Here is a 17616-nt window from a genome sequence, read left to right on the forward strand (position 1 = left end):
TAAGTTAGCGGTTTCATGCCTATCCCACGCACTCCACCGCTAAATCTACCTTAACTAAACACCGGCACCCCCAACCCAACCTTCACCTCCCTCAACGTCTCTTGCGTCACCCCCTGCGCCCGTTCGGTCCCGCGCTTCAGCATCGCCATCAGTTCCCCCCTGTCCTGCATATACACCGCCCTCCGCTCCCGCATCGGCGCAATCAGCTCCTGCAGGCACGCTTCAAGCTCGTTCTTGCACGCCCGGTCCCCCAGCCCGCCCGCCTGATAGTGCGCCTTCATCCCCGCCACCTTCTCCTTGTCCGGATGAAACGCGTCGAGGTAGGTAAACACCACGTTCCCCTCAATCTGCCCCGGGTCGCTCACCTTCAGGTGGTTCGGGTCGGTGTACATCGCGCTTACCGCACGGTGAATGGTCTCTTCGCTGGCCGAAAGGTGCAGCGTGTTGCCCAGCGATTTCGACATCTTGGCGCTGCCGTCGATGCCGGGCAGGCGGCTGGTGTCGCTCAGCATCGCCCTGCAGTGGCGCAGCACCGGGGCGGGCAGCAGGCTATTCATCTTGTGCACAATCTCGTTGGTCTGCTCAATCATCGGCAGCTGGTCGTCGCCGACCGGCACGCACTCGGCCTTGAACGCGGTGATGTCCGCTGCCTGGCTGATGGGGTAGGCCATAAACCCGACCGGCAGCGAGCGGGCGAAGCCTTTCTGCACAATCTCGTTTTTCACCGTCGGGTTACGCTCCACGCGGGCGACGGTGACGATGTTCATATACAGCATCGTCAGCTCTGCAAGGGCGGGCAGGGCGGATTGCAGGCAGATCGTGGTCAGGTTCGGGTCGATGCCCGCGGCGAGGTAGTCGGCCAACACTTCGGGGATGTTGTCGCGGATCTTCTGCGGGTTGCTGCCGTTGTCGGTCAGCCCCTGCAGGTCAGCAATCAGCACAAACTGGTTGTGCGTCTGCTGGAGCGCCACGCGCTGGCGCAGCGATCCGACGAAGTGGCCGAGGTGCAGCGGGCCGGTTGGACGATCGCCGGTGAGGATGGTGGGTGCGTTCATAAAGACTCCTTAACGTTGTAATGCCGAAAGGGGTCTTAGAAATGTGAAAGCCGCCTTTCGGCGGCTATCTGAAAATGGGAAAAACTACTCCGTGCCGCCTTTAAGAAGGCAGCCACCAGCGGTTTACGGTGAGCACGGCGTGGTTTATGTTCATGTCTTTACCGTACCACGTCCTGCGCGAAAAACAAAAGGGCACGTCATGCTGCAATCTCTCAACCACCTGACCCTCGCGGTCAGCGACCTGCAAAAAAGCGTCACCTTCTGGCACGAACTGCTTGGTCTGACGCTGCACGCCCGCTGGAATACCGGGGCCTATCTCACCTGCGGCGATCTGTGGGTCTGCCTGTCGTACGACGAGGCGCGCCGGTACGTGCCGCCGCAGGAGAGCGACTATACCCACTACGCGTTTACCGTGGCGGAAGCGGATTTTGAACCGTTCTCGCAAAGGCTTGAGCAGGCGGGCGTCACCGTCTGGAAGCAGAACAAAAGCGAGGGGGCGTCGTTCTATTTTCTCGACCCGGACGGGCACAAGCTGGAGCTGCACGTGGGCAGCCTCGCCGCGCGGCTGGCGGCGTGTCGCGAGAAGCCCTACGCGGGCATGGTGTTTACCTCAGACGAGGCTTGAGGCGCGCACCTTCAGCCTGCCCGCCAGCGTCACGTGCGTGGCGGCATCTTCCTGATTGCACAGGTACTCAACCGCCAGCCGTCCCAGCTCGCTGTAGGGCAGCTGGATACTGGTCAGCGGTGGGGTGAGCTGCTCGGAGATCTTCTGGTCGTCGTAGCCCGCCAGCAGCATATCCTGCGGGATGCGCACGCCGTTCACCGCCAGCGCCTGATAGCAGCCAATCGCCAGCCAGTCGCTGGCGCAGAAGATGGCGTCCGGTCGCTCGGCCAGTTCCAGCAGAGAGGTGGTGGCGGTAAAGGACTCGCTGAACTGCCAGTTGGTCTGGCGCACCAGACCGTCGCCGCACGCGAGTCCGGCCTGCTGTAGCGCCGCCTGGTAGCCCGCCAGACGTTGGCGGGAAGCCTCCATCCAGCTCTCGCCGGTGATGTGGGCGATGCGCGTCGCCCCGCAGGCGATGAGGTGTTTAGTCACCTGGAAGGCGTTGGCGTAGTCGTCCGGAATAAACGACGGCAGCAGCGGCGAGCCTGGGTCGCGCTGGTTGAGCAGCACCAGCGGGATGCGGGTGCAGTCCTGGAATGCCGTCATGTCCACCAGCGTGGTGACCGGGGAGGCAAGGATAATCCCGATGCAGTTGCGCTTCTCCAGCTGGCGGATGATGTTCAGCGCCAGCTCAATGTCGTCGCCGTAGTCGTAGACGGTGAGCAGGGTCTCGTTGCGCCACGCCGCTTCCCGCGCCTGGCTGATGGCGTCGATAAACGGGTCGAAGCTCTGCATGGAGCTCACCAGCAGGGCGATCTCTTCCTGGTTGCGCGGGGCGTGAACGGTGGGGAGGCGGTCGTAGCCGAGCTCGGTAGCGACGCTAATCACCCGCTGGCGGGTGTCGTCGCTGAGCTTGATGTTGCGGGACTGGTTAAGCACCAGCGATACCGTCGCCTGCGACACCCCTGCCGCCCGCGCAATATCGTTCATCGTCACTTTCGTTTTTCGCTTCATCCGTCCTCTCCCTTTCGCGATTTCGCATCATACCCTAACCGCACGCTTTAGCGCCGTCGATCACGTTTCTCATTCATCGAAGCGTGAACTTTGTGAGGGGCGTCGCTTTTCTTATCGCCGTGATTTGCGCATTTATCCCGCAGCTAATATTTATTAGCTAAATATTATCAGTAAGAGGACGCGTAATGAAAGAGCAGTGGAGCAGGGAGCAGGCACAGGCGTGGTACGAGCAAAAAGGCTGGCTGTGCGGGTTTAACTATCTGCCGTCGACGGCGGTGAACTGGACCGATATCTGGCAGGCAGAGACCTTCGATGCCGGGACGATTGACCGCGAGCTGGGCTGGGCGGCGGACGCGGGCTACAACACCCTGCGCATTAACCTGCCGTTTATCGTCTGGGAGCACGACCGCGACGGGCTGATGGCGCGCATCGACCGCTTTTTGACGATTGCCGACGGCTACGGGTTCAGCACCATGCTGACCCTGATGGACGACTGCGGCTTCTCCGGCGACGAGCCGTACCTCGGCCCGCAAAAGCCGCCGGTGCCGGGCAAGCACAATAGCCAGGCGGCGGCGAGCCCGGGGCGCGACAAGGTGTGCGATCCGGACTGCTGGGCAGACATTGAACGCTATATCCGCGACGTTGTCCGCCAGTTCCGCGACGATAAGCGCGTGCTGCTGTGGGATCTCTATAACGAGCCGGGCAACCGCGGCATTTTCGCGACGGGCACGCAGGAGGTGCAGTACGACGCGAAGCTGGAGACCTGCGCGCACGAGTTGATGAAGCTCGCATTCCAGTGGGTGCGCGAAGAAGACCCAACCCAGCCGCTCACCGTCTGCGCGTGGCGCCTGCCGCCGGAAGAGGAGGGCGAGACGTTCTTCCAGCATCCGCTGGACCAGACCGCGCTGGCGCTCTCGGACGTGGTGAGCTTCCACGCCTACACCCCCACCGGGCGCATGACGGCGATTATCCAGCAGCTGCAACAGCTTGGTCGCCCGCTGTTCTGCACCGAATGGCTGGCGCGTCACGTGGGCGGCACCATCGAAGAGCAGCTGCCGCTGATGTACATGGCGAAGGTCGCGCCATACCAGTGGGGGCTGGTGCGCGGTAAAACCCAGACGTGGCTGCCGTGGCCGGTGGTGATGAAGGCGTCCACGGACTACTGCCGCCTGTGGTTCCACGACGTGTTTGAGGAGAACGGCATCCCGTTCTCACGCGCTGAAATCGCGCTGATGAAGAAACTGCGCAAAATCGCCCCTAATCCGCAGGGCTAATAATAACGACCCGGCGGTCAGCCGCCGGGCAACCAGGTACGCACTATGGCAATGACAATGAAAATACCGTCTCGCGAGTTGTGGTCTTACTTTGGCTATGGTTTAGGTCAGTGTTTTAGCTTTGGTTTAGTGGGTTCGTTTATTAACTATTTTTACACCGACGTGCTGGGGATCTCGGCGCTGGCGGCGAGCACCATCTTCCTGATTGCCCGCGCGTGGGACGCGGTTCACGATCCGCTGTTTGCCAGCATTATGGACACCATTAACAGCCGGTTCGGCAAGTTTCGCCACTTTTTGCTGATCGCCCCGCTGCTGATCACCGGCGTCACGCTACTGTCGTTCTATAAAATTGAAGCGGACATGACCACCAAAATCCTCTACGCCGGGGTGACCTACATCCTGTGGGGAACGCTGTACGCCATCTCCGATATCCCGTTCTGGTCGATGTCGTCGGTGATGACCAACGACTCCGGGCAGCGCACCCGCGCGGTAACGGCGGCGATGCTCGGGGTGAACGCCGGGATTGCCTGCGCCAACATCTTCTTCCCGAAGCTGGCGGCCTACTTCGCCCAGTACAGCAATGACAAAGGCTACTTTATGGCGGCGCTGGTGATGATGCTGGTGGGGCTGCCGCTGATGCTTAACGGCTTTATGCAGATCAAAGAGCGCGTGCCGCCGAGCCCGGAAAAGGTGACTATCCGCGACACCTTCCACAACCTGCGTCAGAACAAGCCGCTGTTTATCGTCCTGCTGTCGTTCTTTTTCTGCGTGTTCCACAACGTGGCGGGCGGGCTATACATCTACTTCTTTATCAACAACCTGGGCGACGGCAGCCTGCAAATGGCGATTGGCGTGATGGGAATTGTGGCGGCGATGCTGTGCCTGGTCGCCCCGATGCTGACGCGCCGGATGCAGAAGCGGAAGCTGTTTATGATCCTCTGCGGGCTGGACGTGGCGGTGCGCGTGGTGATGTGGTTTGTCGGGTATCAGCAGGTGACGATGCTGTTTATTCTGCTCGGCCTGAGCACGCTGTTCGTGATGATGACCAACATCCTCACCTCGTCGATGATTGCCGACACCATCGAGTACGCGGAGTACCACACGAACAAGCGCTGCGCGGCGATCACCTTCTCCGGACAGACCTTTACCGGCAAGATGTCGGTGGCGGTGGGCGGCGGATTAATCGGCGTGTTTCTGACGATGATCGGCTACGTGCCGCAGGCGCAAATCCAGAGCGAAGGCGTGCTGTCGGGGCTGTTCTTTGGGATTTGCCTGCTGCCGGCGATTGGGTCGCTGATCCGCATGGGCTTTATGTCGCGCTTTACCTTTACCGAGGAGAAGCACGCGGAGGTTTGTCGGCTGCTGGCGGAGCGGAACGCGTCTGCGAAAACGCCGGGTGGCGGCTGCGCCTTACCCGGCCTACAGGACCAGCCCTTGTAGGCCTGATAAGCGAAGCGCCATCAGGCTTCGCGTAATGACTTAAAGCGACTTCACAAATGCCAGCAGATCTTCGTTGAGCTGGTCCTGGTGGGTCAGCGCGAAGCCGTGCGGCGCGTTGTCGTACACCTTCAGCGTGGCGTTTTTGATCATCTCCGCCGCCAGCTTGCCGGTGCTTTCAAACGGCACGATCTGGTCGTTGCTGCCGTGGATCACTAGCGTCGGCACGTCGATTTTCGCCATATCCGGGCGGAAGTCGGTTTCGCCGAAGGCGGTCACGCAGTCGATGGTGCCCTTCAGGGAGGCCAGCAGGGCGATGTTCAGCGTCTGGGTCAGAGCACCCGCGGAAACGGTCTGTCCGGCGTTGGTGCCGTAGAACGGGGTGGCGAAGTCGCTGATGAACTGGGCGCGGTCTTTACGCAGTCCGTCGCGAATACCGTCGAATACGCTCTGATCAACACCTTCCGGGTAGCTATCGGATTTGCCGAAAATCGGCGTTACCGCGCCCAGCAGCGCAAGCCCGGCCACGCGCGCGCTGCCGTAGTTGTTGATGTAGCGGGTTACGTCGCCGCCGCCCATGGAGAAGCCCACCAGCGTAACGTCCTGGAGGTCCAGGGTGACGATCAGGTCGTTGATGTCGGACGCAAAGGTGTCATAGTCGTAACCGTTCCACGGCTGATCCGAGCGGCCAAAGCCGCGACGGTCAAAGGCGATAGCGCGGAAGCCGCGCTCGGCCAGGTAGTTCAGCTGGCTGTCCCACATGTCGCCGTCCAGCGGCCAGCCGTGGCTGAAGAGAACCGGTTTGCCCGCGCCGCCTTCTTTGTAGTAAATCTGCGTGCCGTCTTTTGCCTTAAACGTTGCCATAGTGTGTTCCTGTACAGGTGATGGTTATGGTTATACCGGCGCGACCAGGTAGCGAATAGCCGGTGATGTTGTGCCCTGATGAAAAGCCAGAACGCGGCTTTGCAGCAGGAGGTCATTCATGGTGTGGCGCTCCTGCTGGCGCAGATGCTCAATCCACGAGCCCATCAGGAAGGTCTCAATAAACAGACCGGGACGCTCAATATCCTCGTACACTGCCCAGCTCATCGCCCCGGCGCGGCGGCGCACCCGGCGCAGCTCGTGTACCGCCTCCAGGAAGGCCTTCGCGTTGTGCGGGTCGATGATGTACTCGTGCGAGACCAGCACCGGGCCGCGCTCGTTCGGCAGGTCGATCTCCACGCCGTCCAGCGGCTGGCCGCTCAGGTCGAGGTTTAAGTCAGGATCTTTCTCCAGCTTCCAGCGGAACACGGTGGCGCTCGCCAGCACCATCCCCAGCGTGGCGACCACCAGCGAGGTCGGCGTACCGAACTGCGAGGCGATCTGCCCCCAGATGGCGCTGCCCGTGGTCATCGAGCCAAAGAATACCGTCAGGTAGACCGCCAGCGCCCGGGCCTTCACCCAGCGGGCGGCGCTGCGCTGTGCGCCGAGGTTGAGGGTGGAGAGCACCGCAATCCACGCGAAGCCGGTGAAGAACTCAAACAGGTTCAGCAGCCAGACGTGGCGCACGAACGCCAGCGCCAGCATGGTGAGGGCAAAGACCAGGCTGGCGGCCACCATCAGGCGGTCGGCGTTCAGCCGCTGGCGCAGGCGCGGCAGCAGGATCGCCCCGGCAATGGCCCCCAGGCCAATGCACGCCAGCATCACGCCGTAGCCCGCCGGGCCTAAGCCCAGCTCGCGGCGCGCCACCAGCGGCAGCAGCGCCCAGCCCGCGCTGCCGAAAACGAAGAAGGCCACGGTGCGCACCAGCACGTTGCGCAGCACCGGCGCGGCGTGCACGTAGCGAATCCCGGTGCGCACCGCAGAGAAGAAGTGCTCCGGTGGCAGGCGCTGTATGGACGGAGCCGGACGCCAGCGCCACAGCACCCACGCCACGCCGACCACGGAAAGCGCGTTCAGGGCAAACACCATCCACGGCCCGGCGAGCGACAGCAGAAAGCCGCCCAGCGCGGGGCCAATCGCCCGGCTGATGTTCACCCCGAGCGAGTTCAGCGCCACGGCGGCGCCCAGCTCCGGCTTGCTCACCAGATCGGGCACCACGGCCTGGAACGGCGGCGAGCTCATCGCCGCCCCCACGCTCAGCAGAAACGTTGCTACCAGCAGCACCGCGGGGGTGACGTGTCCGGTGAAGGAGAGCACCGTCAGCCCGGCGGCGGCGATGAACACCCACAGTTGGGAGAAGAGCAGGTATTTACGTCGGTCAACGATGTCCGCCATCACCCCGGACGGCAGGGCGAAGAGGAACATCGGCAGGCTGCTGGCCGCCTGCACCAGCGCGATATCTAAAGGATCGGCGCTCAGGGTCAGCATGCTCCAGTTGATGCCGACGTCGCTCATCCATGAGCCGACGTTAGAGACCACCGTGGCGATCCACAGCATGCGGAACACCGGCTGGCTCAGCGGCTGCCAGGGCGAAAGCGTTGGTGCGGGCGTCGTCTCGACGTGTGCGTCGCGAACGTCGTTAACCTGGGTCATGCGAACCTCTCCGCTGCCTTACGCTGCAGCCGCCACTGGCCAGGCCCGGTGAGGGCAAGGGTGGTGAAGATAATCAGCAGCAGCCAGCCAAACTGCCCTTCGGCAATCGACCAGTTCGGGTGCACCGCCAGCATCGCCACCAGCAGCACGGCGATAATCGGCAGGCACGCCAGGCGGGTGTACACGCCCGCAATGATAAACAGCGGGCAAACCACCTCGGCGACGATAGCCGGGATCAGGCTCGCGTAAGGCCCGAAGCCGAACGGATCTTCAATGCGCGTCAGCTCTTCGCTGAAGTGCAGCACCTTCGGCAGGCCGTGCACGTAGAGCAGCAGCAGGCTGCCGGTCAGGCGCAGGAAGAACAGCCCCAGGTCGACCCGGGGCGGCATAGTGGTGTTTTTCATCAGAATGCAAAGCAGCTGCATCCCAGCGCCCCCCAGAAAGCGTTATCGTCGGACACCGGCATCGCTGACGTGCGGGCGAAATCATGCTGGTGGCTGTGAACCCCGCACGGGCCGCTACAGTGGTGAGCCACGCTCATACCCACGCGTGCGGCCTGCGGCGGCGCGCTGCGGTAGTGGCCGGGCACCTTCACCACCGGGGACCACTCGGGCAGAACCGGGATGGCCGGCGGGGCGAGCGGGCCAAAGCTGCCCGCGGCGTAGACGATGTCGCCGTTCACCACCGTCAGGACGGACTCGATCCCCTTGATCTCCTCTTCCGGCACGCGGAAGTAGTCTTTGCTCAGTACCGCCAGATCGGCGAGCTGGCCGACCTTGATCTGCCCCTTCTGGTTCTGCTCGCTGGAGAACCACGCGCTGCCCTGGGTCCAGAGCATCAGGGCGGTATCGCGATCCAGACGGGCGCTATGATCGTACATCTGCATCCCGCCGACGGTGCGGCCGGAGACCAGCCAGTAGAGCGCGGTCCACGGGTTGTAGCTCGCCACACGGGTGGCGTCGGTGCCTAAGCCCACCGGCACGCCGGTCTCGAGCATTTTCGCCACCGGCGGCGTGTGGCGGGTGGCTTCGATGCCGTAGCGCTCGGCAAAGTACTCGCCCTGGAAGGCCATGCGGTGCTGCACGGCAATGCCGCCGCCCAGTTCTTTGATGCGGTCGATGTTGGCCTGCGACACGGTTTCGGCGTGGTCGAAGAACCAGTGCAGGCCGTTGAACGGAATGTCGCGGTTCACCTTCTCGAACACGTCCAGCATGCGGCTGATGGACTCGTTATAGGTGGCGTGCAGGCGGAACGGCCAGCGGTGCTCCACCAGATGGCGCACCACGCGCTCCAGCTCGTCCTCCATGCCCGGCGCGAGGTCCGGGCGCGGCTCGAGGAAATCTTCGAAGTCGGCGGCGGAGAAGACCAGCATCTCGCCCGCGCCGTTGTGGCGGAAGAAATCGCTGCCCTGTCCCGGCGTGAGCATGTCGGTCCATTTTTCAAAATCTTCCAGCTCGTGGCCCGGACGCTGGGTAAAGAGGTTGTAGGCGATGCGGATGGTCATCTGCTTTTTCGCGTGCAGCTCGGCGATCACCTCGTAATCTTCCGGGTAGTTCTGGAAGCCGCCGCCCGCGTCGATGGCGCTGGTCAGTCCCAGACGGTTCAGCTCGCGCATGAACTGGCGCGTGGAGTTGACCTGCTGCTCCAGCGGCAGCTTCGGGCCTTTTGCCAGCGTGGCGTAGAGGATCATGGCGTTCGGACGGGCAATCAGCATCCCGGTCGGGTTGCCGTTGGCGTCGCGCTGGATCTCCCCGCCCGGCGGATTTGGCGTGTCTTTGGTGTAGCCGACCACCTTCAGCGCGGCGCGGTTGAGCAGGGCGCGGTCGTACAGGTGCAGGATGAAGACCGGGGTGTCCGGCGCGGCGTCGTTAATTTCGTCCAGCGTCGGCATGCGGCGCTCGGCAAACTGGAACTCGCTCCAGCCGCCCACCACGCGAACCCACTGTGGCGACGGCGTGCGCAGGGCCTGCTCTTTCAGCATCCGCAGGGCGTCGGCCAGCGACGGCACGCCTTCCCAGCGCAGCTCGAGGTTGTAGTTCAGCCCGCCGCGGATCAGGTGCAGGTGCGAGTCGTTCAGGCCGGGGATGGCGGTGTGGCCTTTTAAGTCGACCACTTTGGTGCCGTCGCCGTGGTGTTGCATCACCCCGGCGACGGTACCCACTTCCAGAAATTTTCCGTCGCGCACGGCAACGGCTTCCGCGACAGGGTTCTCGCGATCGACGGTGTGAAACTGGCCGTTAACCAGAATAAGATCGGCTTTACCGAGGGTAACCATAACTGCTCCTGACTGAGAGGGGGAATGGTCAGGATTATGGGAACCGGTTTCGGCAAAGATCCAGTTATACAATAGGATAGGTATACCAAAGTATAACTATACCTAAGGTTAACTATACGAAGAGATAATTACGCGCGGCGACGGAAATCCGCAGGATGAGGGTGACTTTATCGCCGCGTCGCTCGCGGCGATTTCTACCCTTAACCACTGGAAAATGCTATGACCTCTTCAAAGCTCGAAGTGTTAACCCCTGCGAACTGTCAGATCATCTTTATCGATCACCAGCCACAGATGGCGTTTGGCGTGCAGTCAATTGACCGCCAGGTGCTGAAAAACAACACCGTGGCGCTGGCGAAAGCGGCCAAAGTGTTCAACATCCCGACCATCATCACCACCGTTGAGACCGAAAGCTTCTCCGGTAACACCTATCCGGAGCTGCTGGACGTCTTCCCGGGTCAGGACATTCTGGAGCGTACCTCCATGAACTCCTGGGACGACCAGAAGGTGCGCGACGCGCTGAAGGCTAACGGCAAGAAGAAGGTGGTGGTTGCCGGCCTGTGGACCGAAGTGTGCAACAACAGCTTTGCCCTGTGCGCGATGCTGGAAGGCGACTACGAAATTTATATGGTGGCGGACGCGTCCGGCGGCACCTCCAAGGAAGCCCACGACTTCGCGATGCAGCGCATGATCCAGGCAGGCGTGATCCCGGTGACCTGGCAGCAGGTGATGCTGGAGTGGCAGCGCGACTGGGCGCGTAAAGAGACCTACACCGCGGTGATGGATATCGTGCGCGAACACTCCGGCGCGTACGGCATGGGCGTGGATTACGCCTACACCATGGTGCACAAAGCACCGTCTCGCCAGAAGAGCGAGCACCGCACCTTAGCGCCGGTCCCGGCTCGCTAAGTCCCGTCGGCGGGCTGGTCCCTCATCCGGCTCGCCGCTGCCTCTTTCTCTGGAGTTCACAATGAGTACTGGGCTGATATCCCTTGCCGCAGGCGTGTTGATTGGCCTGATGTATGCCGTGCTGAAGGTGCGCTCCCCCGCGCCGCCCGCGCTGGCGCTGATTGGCCTGCTGGGGATGCTGGCGGGTGAACAGGCGACGCGCCATCTGTTATCCCGCGACGGCGCGCCGCCTCCTCAGATAACGGTTCCGCAGGTGAAATCGCAGACGGGAGCGACGTCATGAGAGCATGGATAATTTCGCTGGTGTGCGGCGTGGTTGCTGGGGTAATTTACGCCCTGCTCGACGTTCATTCCCCGGCACCGCCGGTTGTCGCCCTGCTTGGCCTGTTTGGCATGCTGGTGGGTGAACAGCTCATCCCGGTGGGACGGCGTTTACTGAGTCGCGAACCGTTTACCCTCGCCTGGTTTCGTCACGAATGCGTACCGAAAATCAGCGGCACGGCGCCCCCTGCGCCCGCGAAGGACCCTCGCGACGTTAAATGACTGGTTAGAGGAAAAACAGCATGACGCTGCCGTGGCGCATTGCCATCATTGATGACGAACGTTCCGTCCGCAGCGGGTTGAGTAATCTCCTGGAGTCGGAAGGCTATTCAACCGACACCTTTGATTCGGCAGAGGTGTTTCTCAGCCATCCGCTTGCCCTGTCCGGCGCGGCGCTGGTGATCACCGATATCAAGCTCCGGGGCATGAGCGGCCTGGAGCTGTTTGACAAGCTGCGGCTGCTGGCCGTACCGCCTCCGCCCGTGCTCTTTATCTCCGGTCATGCTGATGAAAATATGCAGCGGTACGCTCTTAATCTGGGCGCCGCTGCTTTTTTGCGTAAGCCCATTAACATCGATATTCTGCTGGATCATATACAGCGGGAGCTGGCCCGCCGACAATAAGGATCGCGGATGAACGAACACGAGCAGCCTGCATTCTGGCCCGCCCAGGGAAATCTTCACCAGGGGCGGGTTTTTGTCCTTAAAGAGGATGTGATGTTTACCGTGCTGGCGCAGGAGGGCGGTATCGCCTGGATGCATGCGCGACATCCTCATTCAGGCGGCTCGTTCATCATTGCCACCGCGGTCAGCGACGAAGAGGAAGAGCGGGCCACCCGGCTGCTGAAAAACGAGTTTGCGCTGCGTGACGTGATGCAGGACAGCTGGGCCATTCGCGCCGTCGCGTCCACCCAGTACCGGGGACGCTTCGCGCTGGTGTACGCCCCGTTTGCCTTTGAGCTGCTGGCGCGGCGCGCGGGCAGGGCGATCTCGGGGATCGCGCGCTTTATCGAGCTGGCGATCCAGATCTGCGCGCCCCTGCGCCAGATGCATCTGCAAAACCTAATCCACGGCGATATCAAGCCCGGCAGCATTTTTATTCATCACGATGGCACCTGCCGTCTGGGCAGCTTTGGCCTCTCCTGCACGCTCTCCGATGCTTTCTCTCAGACCCGGCTTGCCGTTTCAGGCGGTACGCCCGCGTATATGTCGCCGGAGCACACCACCCGCACCCGGCGTCCCGTTGACGGCCGCAGCGATCTCTACAGCCTCGGCATGGTGCTGTATGAACTCCTGACCGGACGCCTGCCGTTTGAGCTGGGAGAGGACGATCAAACCAACTGGGCGCACTACCATATTGCCTCGGAGCCGCTGGCCCCGGACGAGATTCGCCCGGACGTGCCGGGGATGCTGTCGACCATCATCCTCAAGCTGCTGGAAAAGCACCCCGATAACCGCTACCAGACGGTCGACGGGCTGATTGCCGACCTCCGCCGCTGCCAGGCGACGCTGACCTGCGAGGGCGAGATCGTCGCCTTTACGCCCGGCCAGCAGGACCGCACTCCCGCGATCCATCTGGCGGACTCCCTGTTCGCGACGCATCCGCAGGCGAATGACGTCATTGCCGCGTTTGAGCGGGTGGGGCAGAACCGGGTGCCGGAGCTGGTAACGATCGCCGGGCCGTCAGGGATCGGCAAATCCTCAATTATCGCGACGGCGCTCAAAACGCTACAGCAGCGGACGGTGCTGCTGGCGGTGGGCAAAGTCGACCAGTTTTCGCCGTCGCTGCCCTACGGCGCATTAAGCTCCGCGTTCCGCACCCTGACGCTGCACCTGCTGGGGCTGCCGGCAGACGAGGTGGCGAAGTGGAAAATCCGCCTGTCTCGCGCCCTGGAGGGGTACGAGGCGCTGGCCGTCAGCCTGGTGCCCGAGCTGGGCCTGCTGCTCGAGAGCAAGCCGCGCTTCTCGGCGGATACGTTTTCCATTGATGCCCGGGCGCGCTTCAGCCATATGGTGCTGGCGCTGGTGAAAACCTTTGCCTCGCAGGGCTGCCCGCTGGTGCTGGTGCTCGACGATCTCCAGTGGAGCGACGCCGCCAGCCTGCAAACGCTCAACTACCTGCTGGTGAACTGCGGCGCGATCCCGCTGCTGGTGGTGGTCGCTCACCGCGATATCGATGCCTTGTCCGAACCCGCACTGCAACAGCTGCTGGCGAGCCTGCCGGAGGCGGCGCAGCACGCGAGCGCAATTGTCCCGCAGGCGCTTTCCGTGAAAGCGGTGGCGCGCTGGCTGGGGACGGTATTTCGCACCCGCAGCACGGCGACGACCGATCTCGCCACGCTGATCCATGAAAAGACCGGGGGCAACCCGCTCTTTGTACACGAGTTTTTCCGCCGCATCGTCGATGACGGGCTGGTGGTACACAACAAATATCAGGACAAGTGGCGCTACGATCTTCAGGCGATCCGCGCCCGGCATTACACCGAAAACGTCGTGACTCTGGTGCTGGAGCAGCTTGAAGAGCTGCCCGACGAGACGCGCCGCCTGCTGGGCAACCTTGCCTGTCTCGGCGGCACGGGTGAAATGGAGATGATCTGCCGCGTGGTTGGTATATCGATGGCGGAGATGCGCTACGCGCTGCATCCGGCGGTGATGGCCCAGCTCATCGTGCTGACGGAAAAGGCGTATTCCTTCACCCACGACCGGGTGCAGGAGGCGGCCTTTGCGCTGCTGGACCGGCATGAGAAAAGCCATATTCACCTGACGACCGCCGGCCTGCTGGCCGATGCCGCGCGCCAGGCGGCGGGGAACGAGCTGCTGTTCCGCGCCGTTCACCACGTCACGGCCGCGCTGGACAGCGTCCAGCCCGCCCCGCAGCGCCAGATGTTCCGCGAGCTGAGCCTGCTGGCCGCGCGACGCGCGAAGCGTTCGGGGGATTATCTTTCGGCGCTGAGCTATATCCAGACCGCCCGAGCGCTGGGCAACGCCGGGACGGTGTCGGACTTTATGCTCGATATCGAAGAGGCGGGCTGCGAGTTTGCGCTCGGCCATCTGGAGCGGACCCGCGAGCTGTGCGATGCCATCCTTGGCTGCCCCGGCGGGCTGACCGAAAAAGCGCTGGCGGCCAACCTGCTGGTGGAAGTCTACATTCGCCAGTCGGACAGCCGTCTGGCGCTGGAGGCGGCGCTCTGCTGGCTGGGAATTTTTGGTATTCAGATCGGCCGCCATCCGGAAGACGCCGACTGCGACGAGGCCTGGGAACGCTTCTGCAACCGCGCGAATGATGCGCCGCAAAACCTGTTTGCCCCGCTCTCGCGGATGGATAACCCGGAAACCGAAGCGGTGATGAACCTGCTCTACAGCGCCAGCATTTGTGCCAGCTTCATCTGCCCGCGCCTGCACTTTTTACTGCTCTGCCGCATGATGCACCTGACCCTCGACCACGGCATTACCGGCGCCTCCACCACGGCGATGGCCTGGTTTGGCGTGCTGATGGGCCACCGCTACGCCGAGTACCGCCTCGGGTTCCAGTACGGCACGCTGGCCCGCGAGCTGGTGAGTCGCCACGGCTACGACGCGTTCGAAGCCAAAACCCTGCTGCCGCTCGACCAGCTCAGCGTCTGGACCCAGCCTTTGTCGTTTACCATCGAGTGCGCGAAGGCCTGCTTTACCTCGGCTGTGACCCACGGGGATATGACGATGGCCTGCTTTGCGGCCTGCCACCAGGTGATCAACTTCCTCTCGCGGGGCGATCACCTGGACGGGGTGCTGACCAGCATCGATCGCGGCCTGGCGTTTGTGCGAAAAACCCACTTCCAGGACGTGGAAACCATTTTGACGATCCAGCGCACCTTTGTTGCGTTTTTGCGCACGCCGGTCATCGGCACCTGGACCGCGTCGCAGGCGCTGCCCGAGGCGCTGCTGCCCGCGTCGCCGGAGCAGGCGCCGGAGCAGACCTCCACCATGCTGTTCTGGTACTGGCTCTACCGCGGCATGGCGCACTTTACCTGCGGCGAATATGCCGACGCGCAGGCGGATCTCGAGACGGCGGGGTGGTACGCGTGGTCTGCGCCGGGCCACATCCATCTGCTGGATTACCATCTTTACAGCGCGCTGGCGCTTTCCCGTCAGCTGACGCCGGAGACCTTCTCGGCGAATCATCGCCGCAGCATTCACGCCCACTACGACAAAATCGCCCTCTGGGCGCGCATCAATCCCGGCACGTTCGCGGATAAAGAGGCGCTGATCTACGCCGAAATCGTGCGTCTGGACGGGATGAACAGCATCGCGCTTGAGCAGTATGAGAAGGCGGTCCGGCTCTCCCGCGAGGGCGGCTTTAACCCCATTAACGCCCTGGCCCACGAGCTGGCTGGGCGCTTCGCGCTGGCCTGCGGCTACCCGACCGCCTCGGACGCGCACTTCCGCGGCGCAATTGCCGCCTGGGGGCGGGCGGGCGCGCAGGCCAAGGTGCGCCAGCTGGAGCAGGATTTCCCGCACCTGCTGGCCTCCGGGCAGGCCAGCGCCTATGACACGGTGGCGTTCGCCCAGAACGAGACGATCCGCGATCTGCAAAGCGTCATCAAAGCCTCCCGCGCGCTGTCGGAAGAGATCAATCTCGAGCGCTTGATCGAAAACCTGATGACCAGCCTGCTCGAACGCGCCGGGGCGCAGCGCGGCCTGCTGCTTCGCGTGAGCGATAGCCTCATCCCGGAGATCGAGGCCAGCGCCTGGACCAGCACCGAAGGCGTGCGGGTGCGGATCCTGAAAGACGTGCCGACGGCGACCGACATGCCCCTGTCGGTGCTCGCGGCGGTGATCCGCACCGGGCAGGAGATCCGCACCGGCAGGCCGGAAGAGTTTCACCCCTTCAGTCAGGACCCTTATCTGGTGACCTCGGGGGCGGCGGTCATGTGCGTCCCGATGTTCAAACAGGCGCGGCTGGTGGGGGTGCTTTACCTGGAAAACCGCCTGATGCCGGAGGTTTTCACTGCCGAGCATTCGCGGGTGGTGAGCCTGCTGGGGGCGCAGGCCGCGGTATCCCTGGAGACGGCGCGGCTGTACGCCGAGCTGCTGGCGGAGAACATCCAGCGCCGCCGGGTGGAAAAAGAGCTGCGCGCCAGCCAGACCTCGCTGATGCTGGGCGAGCAGATCAGCCACACCGGCAGCTGGCGCTGGGAGCTGGAGCAGGATCTGATGTTTGTCTCGGAGGAGTACGCCCGCATCCTCGGCCTGCCCGAGCAGCAAAAGACGATCTCCATGGCGGAGTTTTTGACCTTCGTTCATGAGGACGATTACGCCCGCATCAGCGCCATCGTCACCCAGAGCGTGCGGGAAGGGCTCTCGATGCGCGCGGAGTTTCGGGTTAAGCGTACCGACGGCTCAACGCGCTATATCCTCGGGATTGGCGATCCGGTGGGCGTGGGCAGCGAGGTGAACGAGTACTACGGCATCATTACCGATATCACCAGCCAGCGCGCCGCGGAGGATGCCATGCGGGTGGCGCAGGCGGAACTGGCGCGGGTGTCGCGGGCCACCACCGTCGGACAGTTAACCTCCTCTATCGCCCACGAGATCAACCAGCCGCTGATGTCCATCGTTTCTAACGCTGGGGCAAGCCTGCGCTGGCTTAACCGCGAACCCGCCCGGCTGGATAAAGTGCGGGAAGGGCTGGAGGAGATCGCCGCGGAAGGCGCGCGGGCGGGGGAGATCATTCGCAGCATTCAGTCCCTGACGCGCAAGCAGGAGCCCACCTTCGCGCGCATCGATCTGCACTATCTGATCCACCATATCATCACGCTTTCGCGCAGCGAGCTGGAGCAGAGACACATTAGCGTTGATTACCTGTTGAAGGCGCAGGACAGCTTTATCACTGGCGATAGCGTGCAGATCCAGCAGGTGCTGCTCAACCTGGTGATGAATGCGGTGGAGGCGATGGCCGAGGTGAAGGATCGCGCCTGTACCATCACCCTCAGCACCGGCAACGCGGACGGAAAAGTGCTCGTTGAGATCGCCGATACCGGGAGCGGCATTGAGCCCGGGCGGCTGGAGCAGATTTTTGACTCGTTCTACTCCACCAAGCCGCAGGGAATGGGGATGGGGCTAACCATCAGCGCCAGCATCATCGAGCGCCACTGCGGGAAGCTGAGCGCGCGCCGCCGGGAGCCTTACGGCACGGTGTTCGCGTTTGCGCTGCCGCTGGCGGCGCAGGAAGGGTAAA

General features: G+C 62.9%; 14 protein-coding genes. 8 read left to right on the top strand and 6 right to left on the bottom strand.

Going from position 1 to position 17616, the window contains the following annotated elements; all coding sequences use genetic code 11:
• Nucleotides 1–50: 50 nt before the first annotated feature.
• Entirely contained in the window at nt 51–1055 is a 1005-nt protein-coding gene (gene trpS, locus APT89_RS18300) for a tryptophan--tRNA ligase (protein ID WP_060573222.1), read from the bottom strand.
• A gap of 199 nt (nt 1056–1254) precedes the next feature.
• Between trpS and fosA the strand changes: the two genes are divergently transcribed.
• Nucleotides 1255–1680, top strand: coding sequence for a FosA/FosA2 family fosfomycin resistance glutathione transferase (gene fosA / locus APT89_RS18305; protein ID WP_045330267.1), 426 nt, complete (start codon nt 1255–1257; stop codon nt 1678–1680).
• On the opposite strand, the gene APT89_RS18310 is transcribed toward fosA, so the two are convergent.
• Nucleotides 1666–2673, bottom strand: coding sequence for a LacI family DNA-binding transcriptional regulator (locus APT89_RS18310; protein ID WP_060573224.1), 1008 nt, complete (start codon nt 2671–2673; stop codon nt 1666–1668). The genes fosA and APT89_RS18310 overlap by 15 nt on opposite strands.
• Before the next feature lie 185 nt (nt 2674–2858).
• On the opposite strand from APT89_RS18310, the gene APT89_RS18315 reads away from it, so the two are divergent.
• Both APT89_RS18315 and APT89_RS18320 read left to right on the top strand, forming a co-directional pair.
• Nucleotides 2859–3947 (top strand): cellulase family glycosylhydrolase, encoded by a 1089-nt coding sequence (locus tag APT89_RS18315; protein ID WP_060573226.1) that lies wholly within the window; start codon nt 2859–2861, stop codon nt 3945–3947.
• Nucleotides 3948–3992: 45 nt separating this feature from the next.
• Nucleotides 3993–5387 (top strand): MFS transporter, encoded by a 1395-nt coding sequence (locus APT89_RS18320; RefSeq protein ID WP_060573228.1) that lies wholly within the window; start codon nt 3993–3995, stop codon nt 5385–5387.
• Between the two features lie 39 nt (nt 5388–5426).
• On the opposite strand, the gene APT89_RS18325 is transcribed toward APT89_RS18320, so the two are convergent.
• Genes APT89_RS18325 through APT89_RS18340 form a run of 4 tightly spaced genes read right to left on the bottom strand, consistent with a single transcriptional unit; the run spans nt 5427 to nt 10173 of the window.
• Complete coding sequence (locus tag APT89_RS18325) at nt 5427–6248, bottom strand: alpha/beta fold hydrolase (protein ID WP_060573230.1); 822 nt, start codon at nt 6246–6248, stop codon at nt 5427–5429.
• Nucleotides 6249–6278: 30 nt separating this feature from the next.
• On the bottom strand, nt 6279–7898 hold the full coding sequence (locus APT89_RS18330) for an MFS transporter (protein WP_060573232.1): 1620 nt from the start codon (nt 7896–7898) through the stop codon (nt 6279–6281).
• Nucleotides 7895–8302, bottom strand: coding sequence for a DoxX family protein (locus tag APT89_RS18335; RefSeq protein WP_032643915.1), 408 nt, complete (start codon nt 8300–8302; stop codon nt 7895–7897). Before APT89_RS18335 ends, APT89_RS18330 begins: the two co-directional genes overlap by 4 nt.
• Nucleotides 8302–10173 (bottom strand): amidohydrolase, encoded by a 1872-nt coding sequence (locus tag APT89_RS18340; protein WP_060573234.1) that lies wholly within the window; start codon nt 10171–10173, stop codon nt 8302–8304. Before APT89_RS18340 ends, APT89_RS18335 begins: the two co-directional genes overlap by 1 nt.
• A gap of 219 nt (nt 10174–10392) precedes the next feature.
• Here APT89_RS18340 and APT89_RS18345 point away from each other — a divergent pair, with 219 nt between their 5' ends.
• From APT89_RS18345 to APT89_RS18365, 5 genes are all read left to right on the top strand, one after another.
• Nucleotides 10393–11079 (top strand): hydrolase, encoded by a 687-nt coding sequence (locus tag APT89_RS18345; RefSeq protein ID WP_023331928.1) that lies wholly within the window; start codon nt 10393–10395, stop codon nt 11077–11079.
• A 61-nt stretch (nt 11080–11140) separates the two neighbouring features.
• Entirely contained in the window at nt 11141–11362 is a 222-nt protein-coding gene (locus APT89_RS18350) for a DUF1427 family protein (protein ID WP_060573235.1), read from the top strand.
• Nucleotides 11359–11622, top strand: coding sequence for a XapX domain-containing protein (locus tag APT89_RS18355; RefSeq protein ID WP_041911344.1), 264 nt, complete (start codon nt 11359–11361; stop codon nt 11620–11622). The genes APT89_RS18350 and APT89_RS18355 overlap by 4 nt, the downstream gene beginning before the upstream one ends.
• A gap of 20 nt (nt 11623–11642) precedes the next feature.
• On the top strand, nt 11643–12023 hold the full coding sequence (locus APT89_RS18360) for a response regulator transcription factor (RefSeq protein WP_041911343.1): 381 nt from the start codon (nt 11643–11645) through the stop codon (nt 12021–12023).
• 9 nt (nt 12024–12032) lie between these two features.
• The gene (locus tag APT89_RS18365) at nt 12033–17615 is read left to right on the top strand and encodes a trifunctional serine/threonine-protein kinase/ATP-binding protein/sensor histidine kinase (protein ID WP_060573237.1); all 5583 of its coding nucleotides are present in this window, start codon (nt 12033–12035) and stop codon (nt 17613–17615) included.
• Nucleotide 17616 lies beyond the last annotated feature (1 nt).

This window comes from Enterobacter sp. 50588862 (genome assembly GCF_001462935.1).
GTDB lineage: Bacteria > Pseudomonadota > Gammaproteobacteria > Enterobacterales > Enterobacteriaceae > Enterobacter > Enterobacter bugandensis.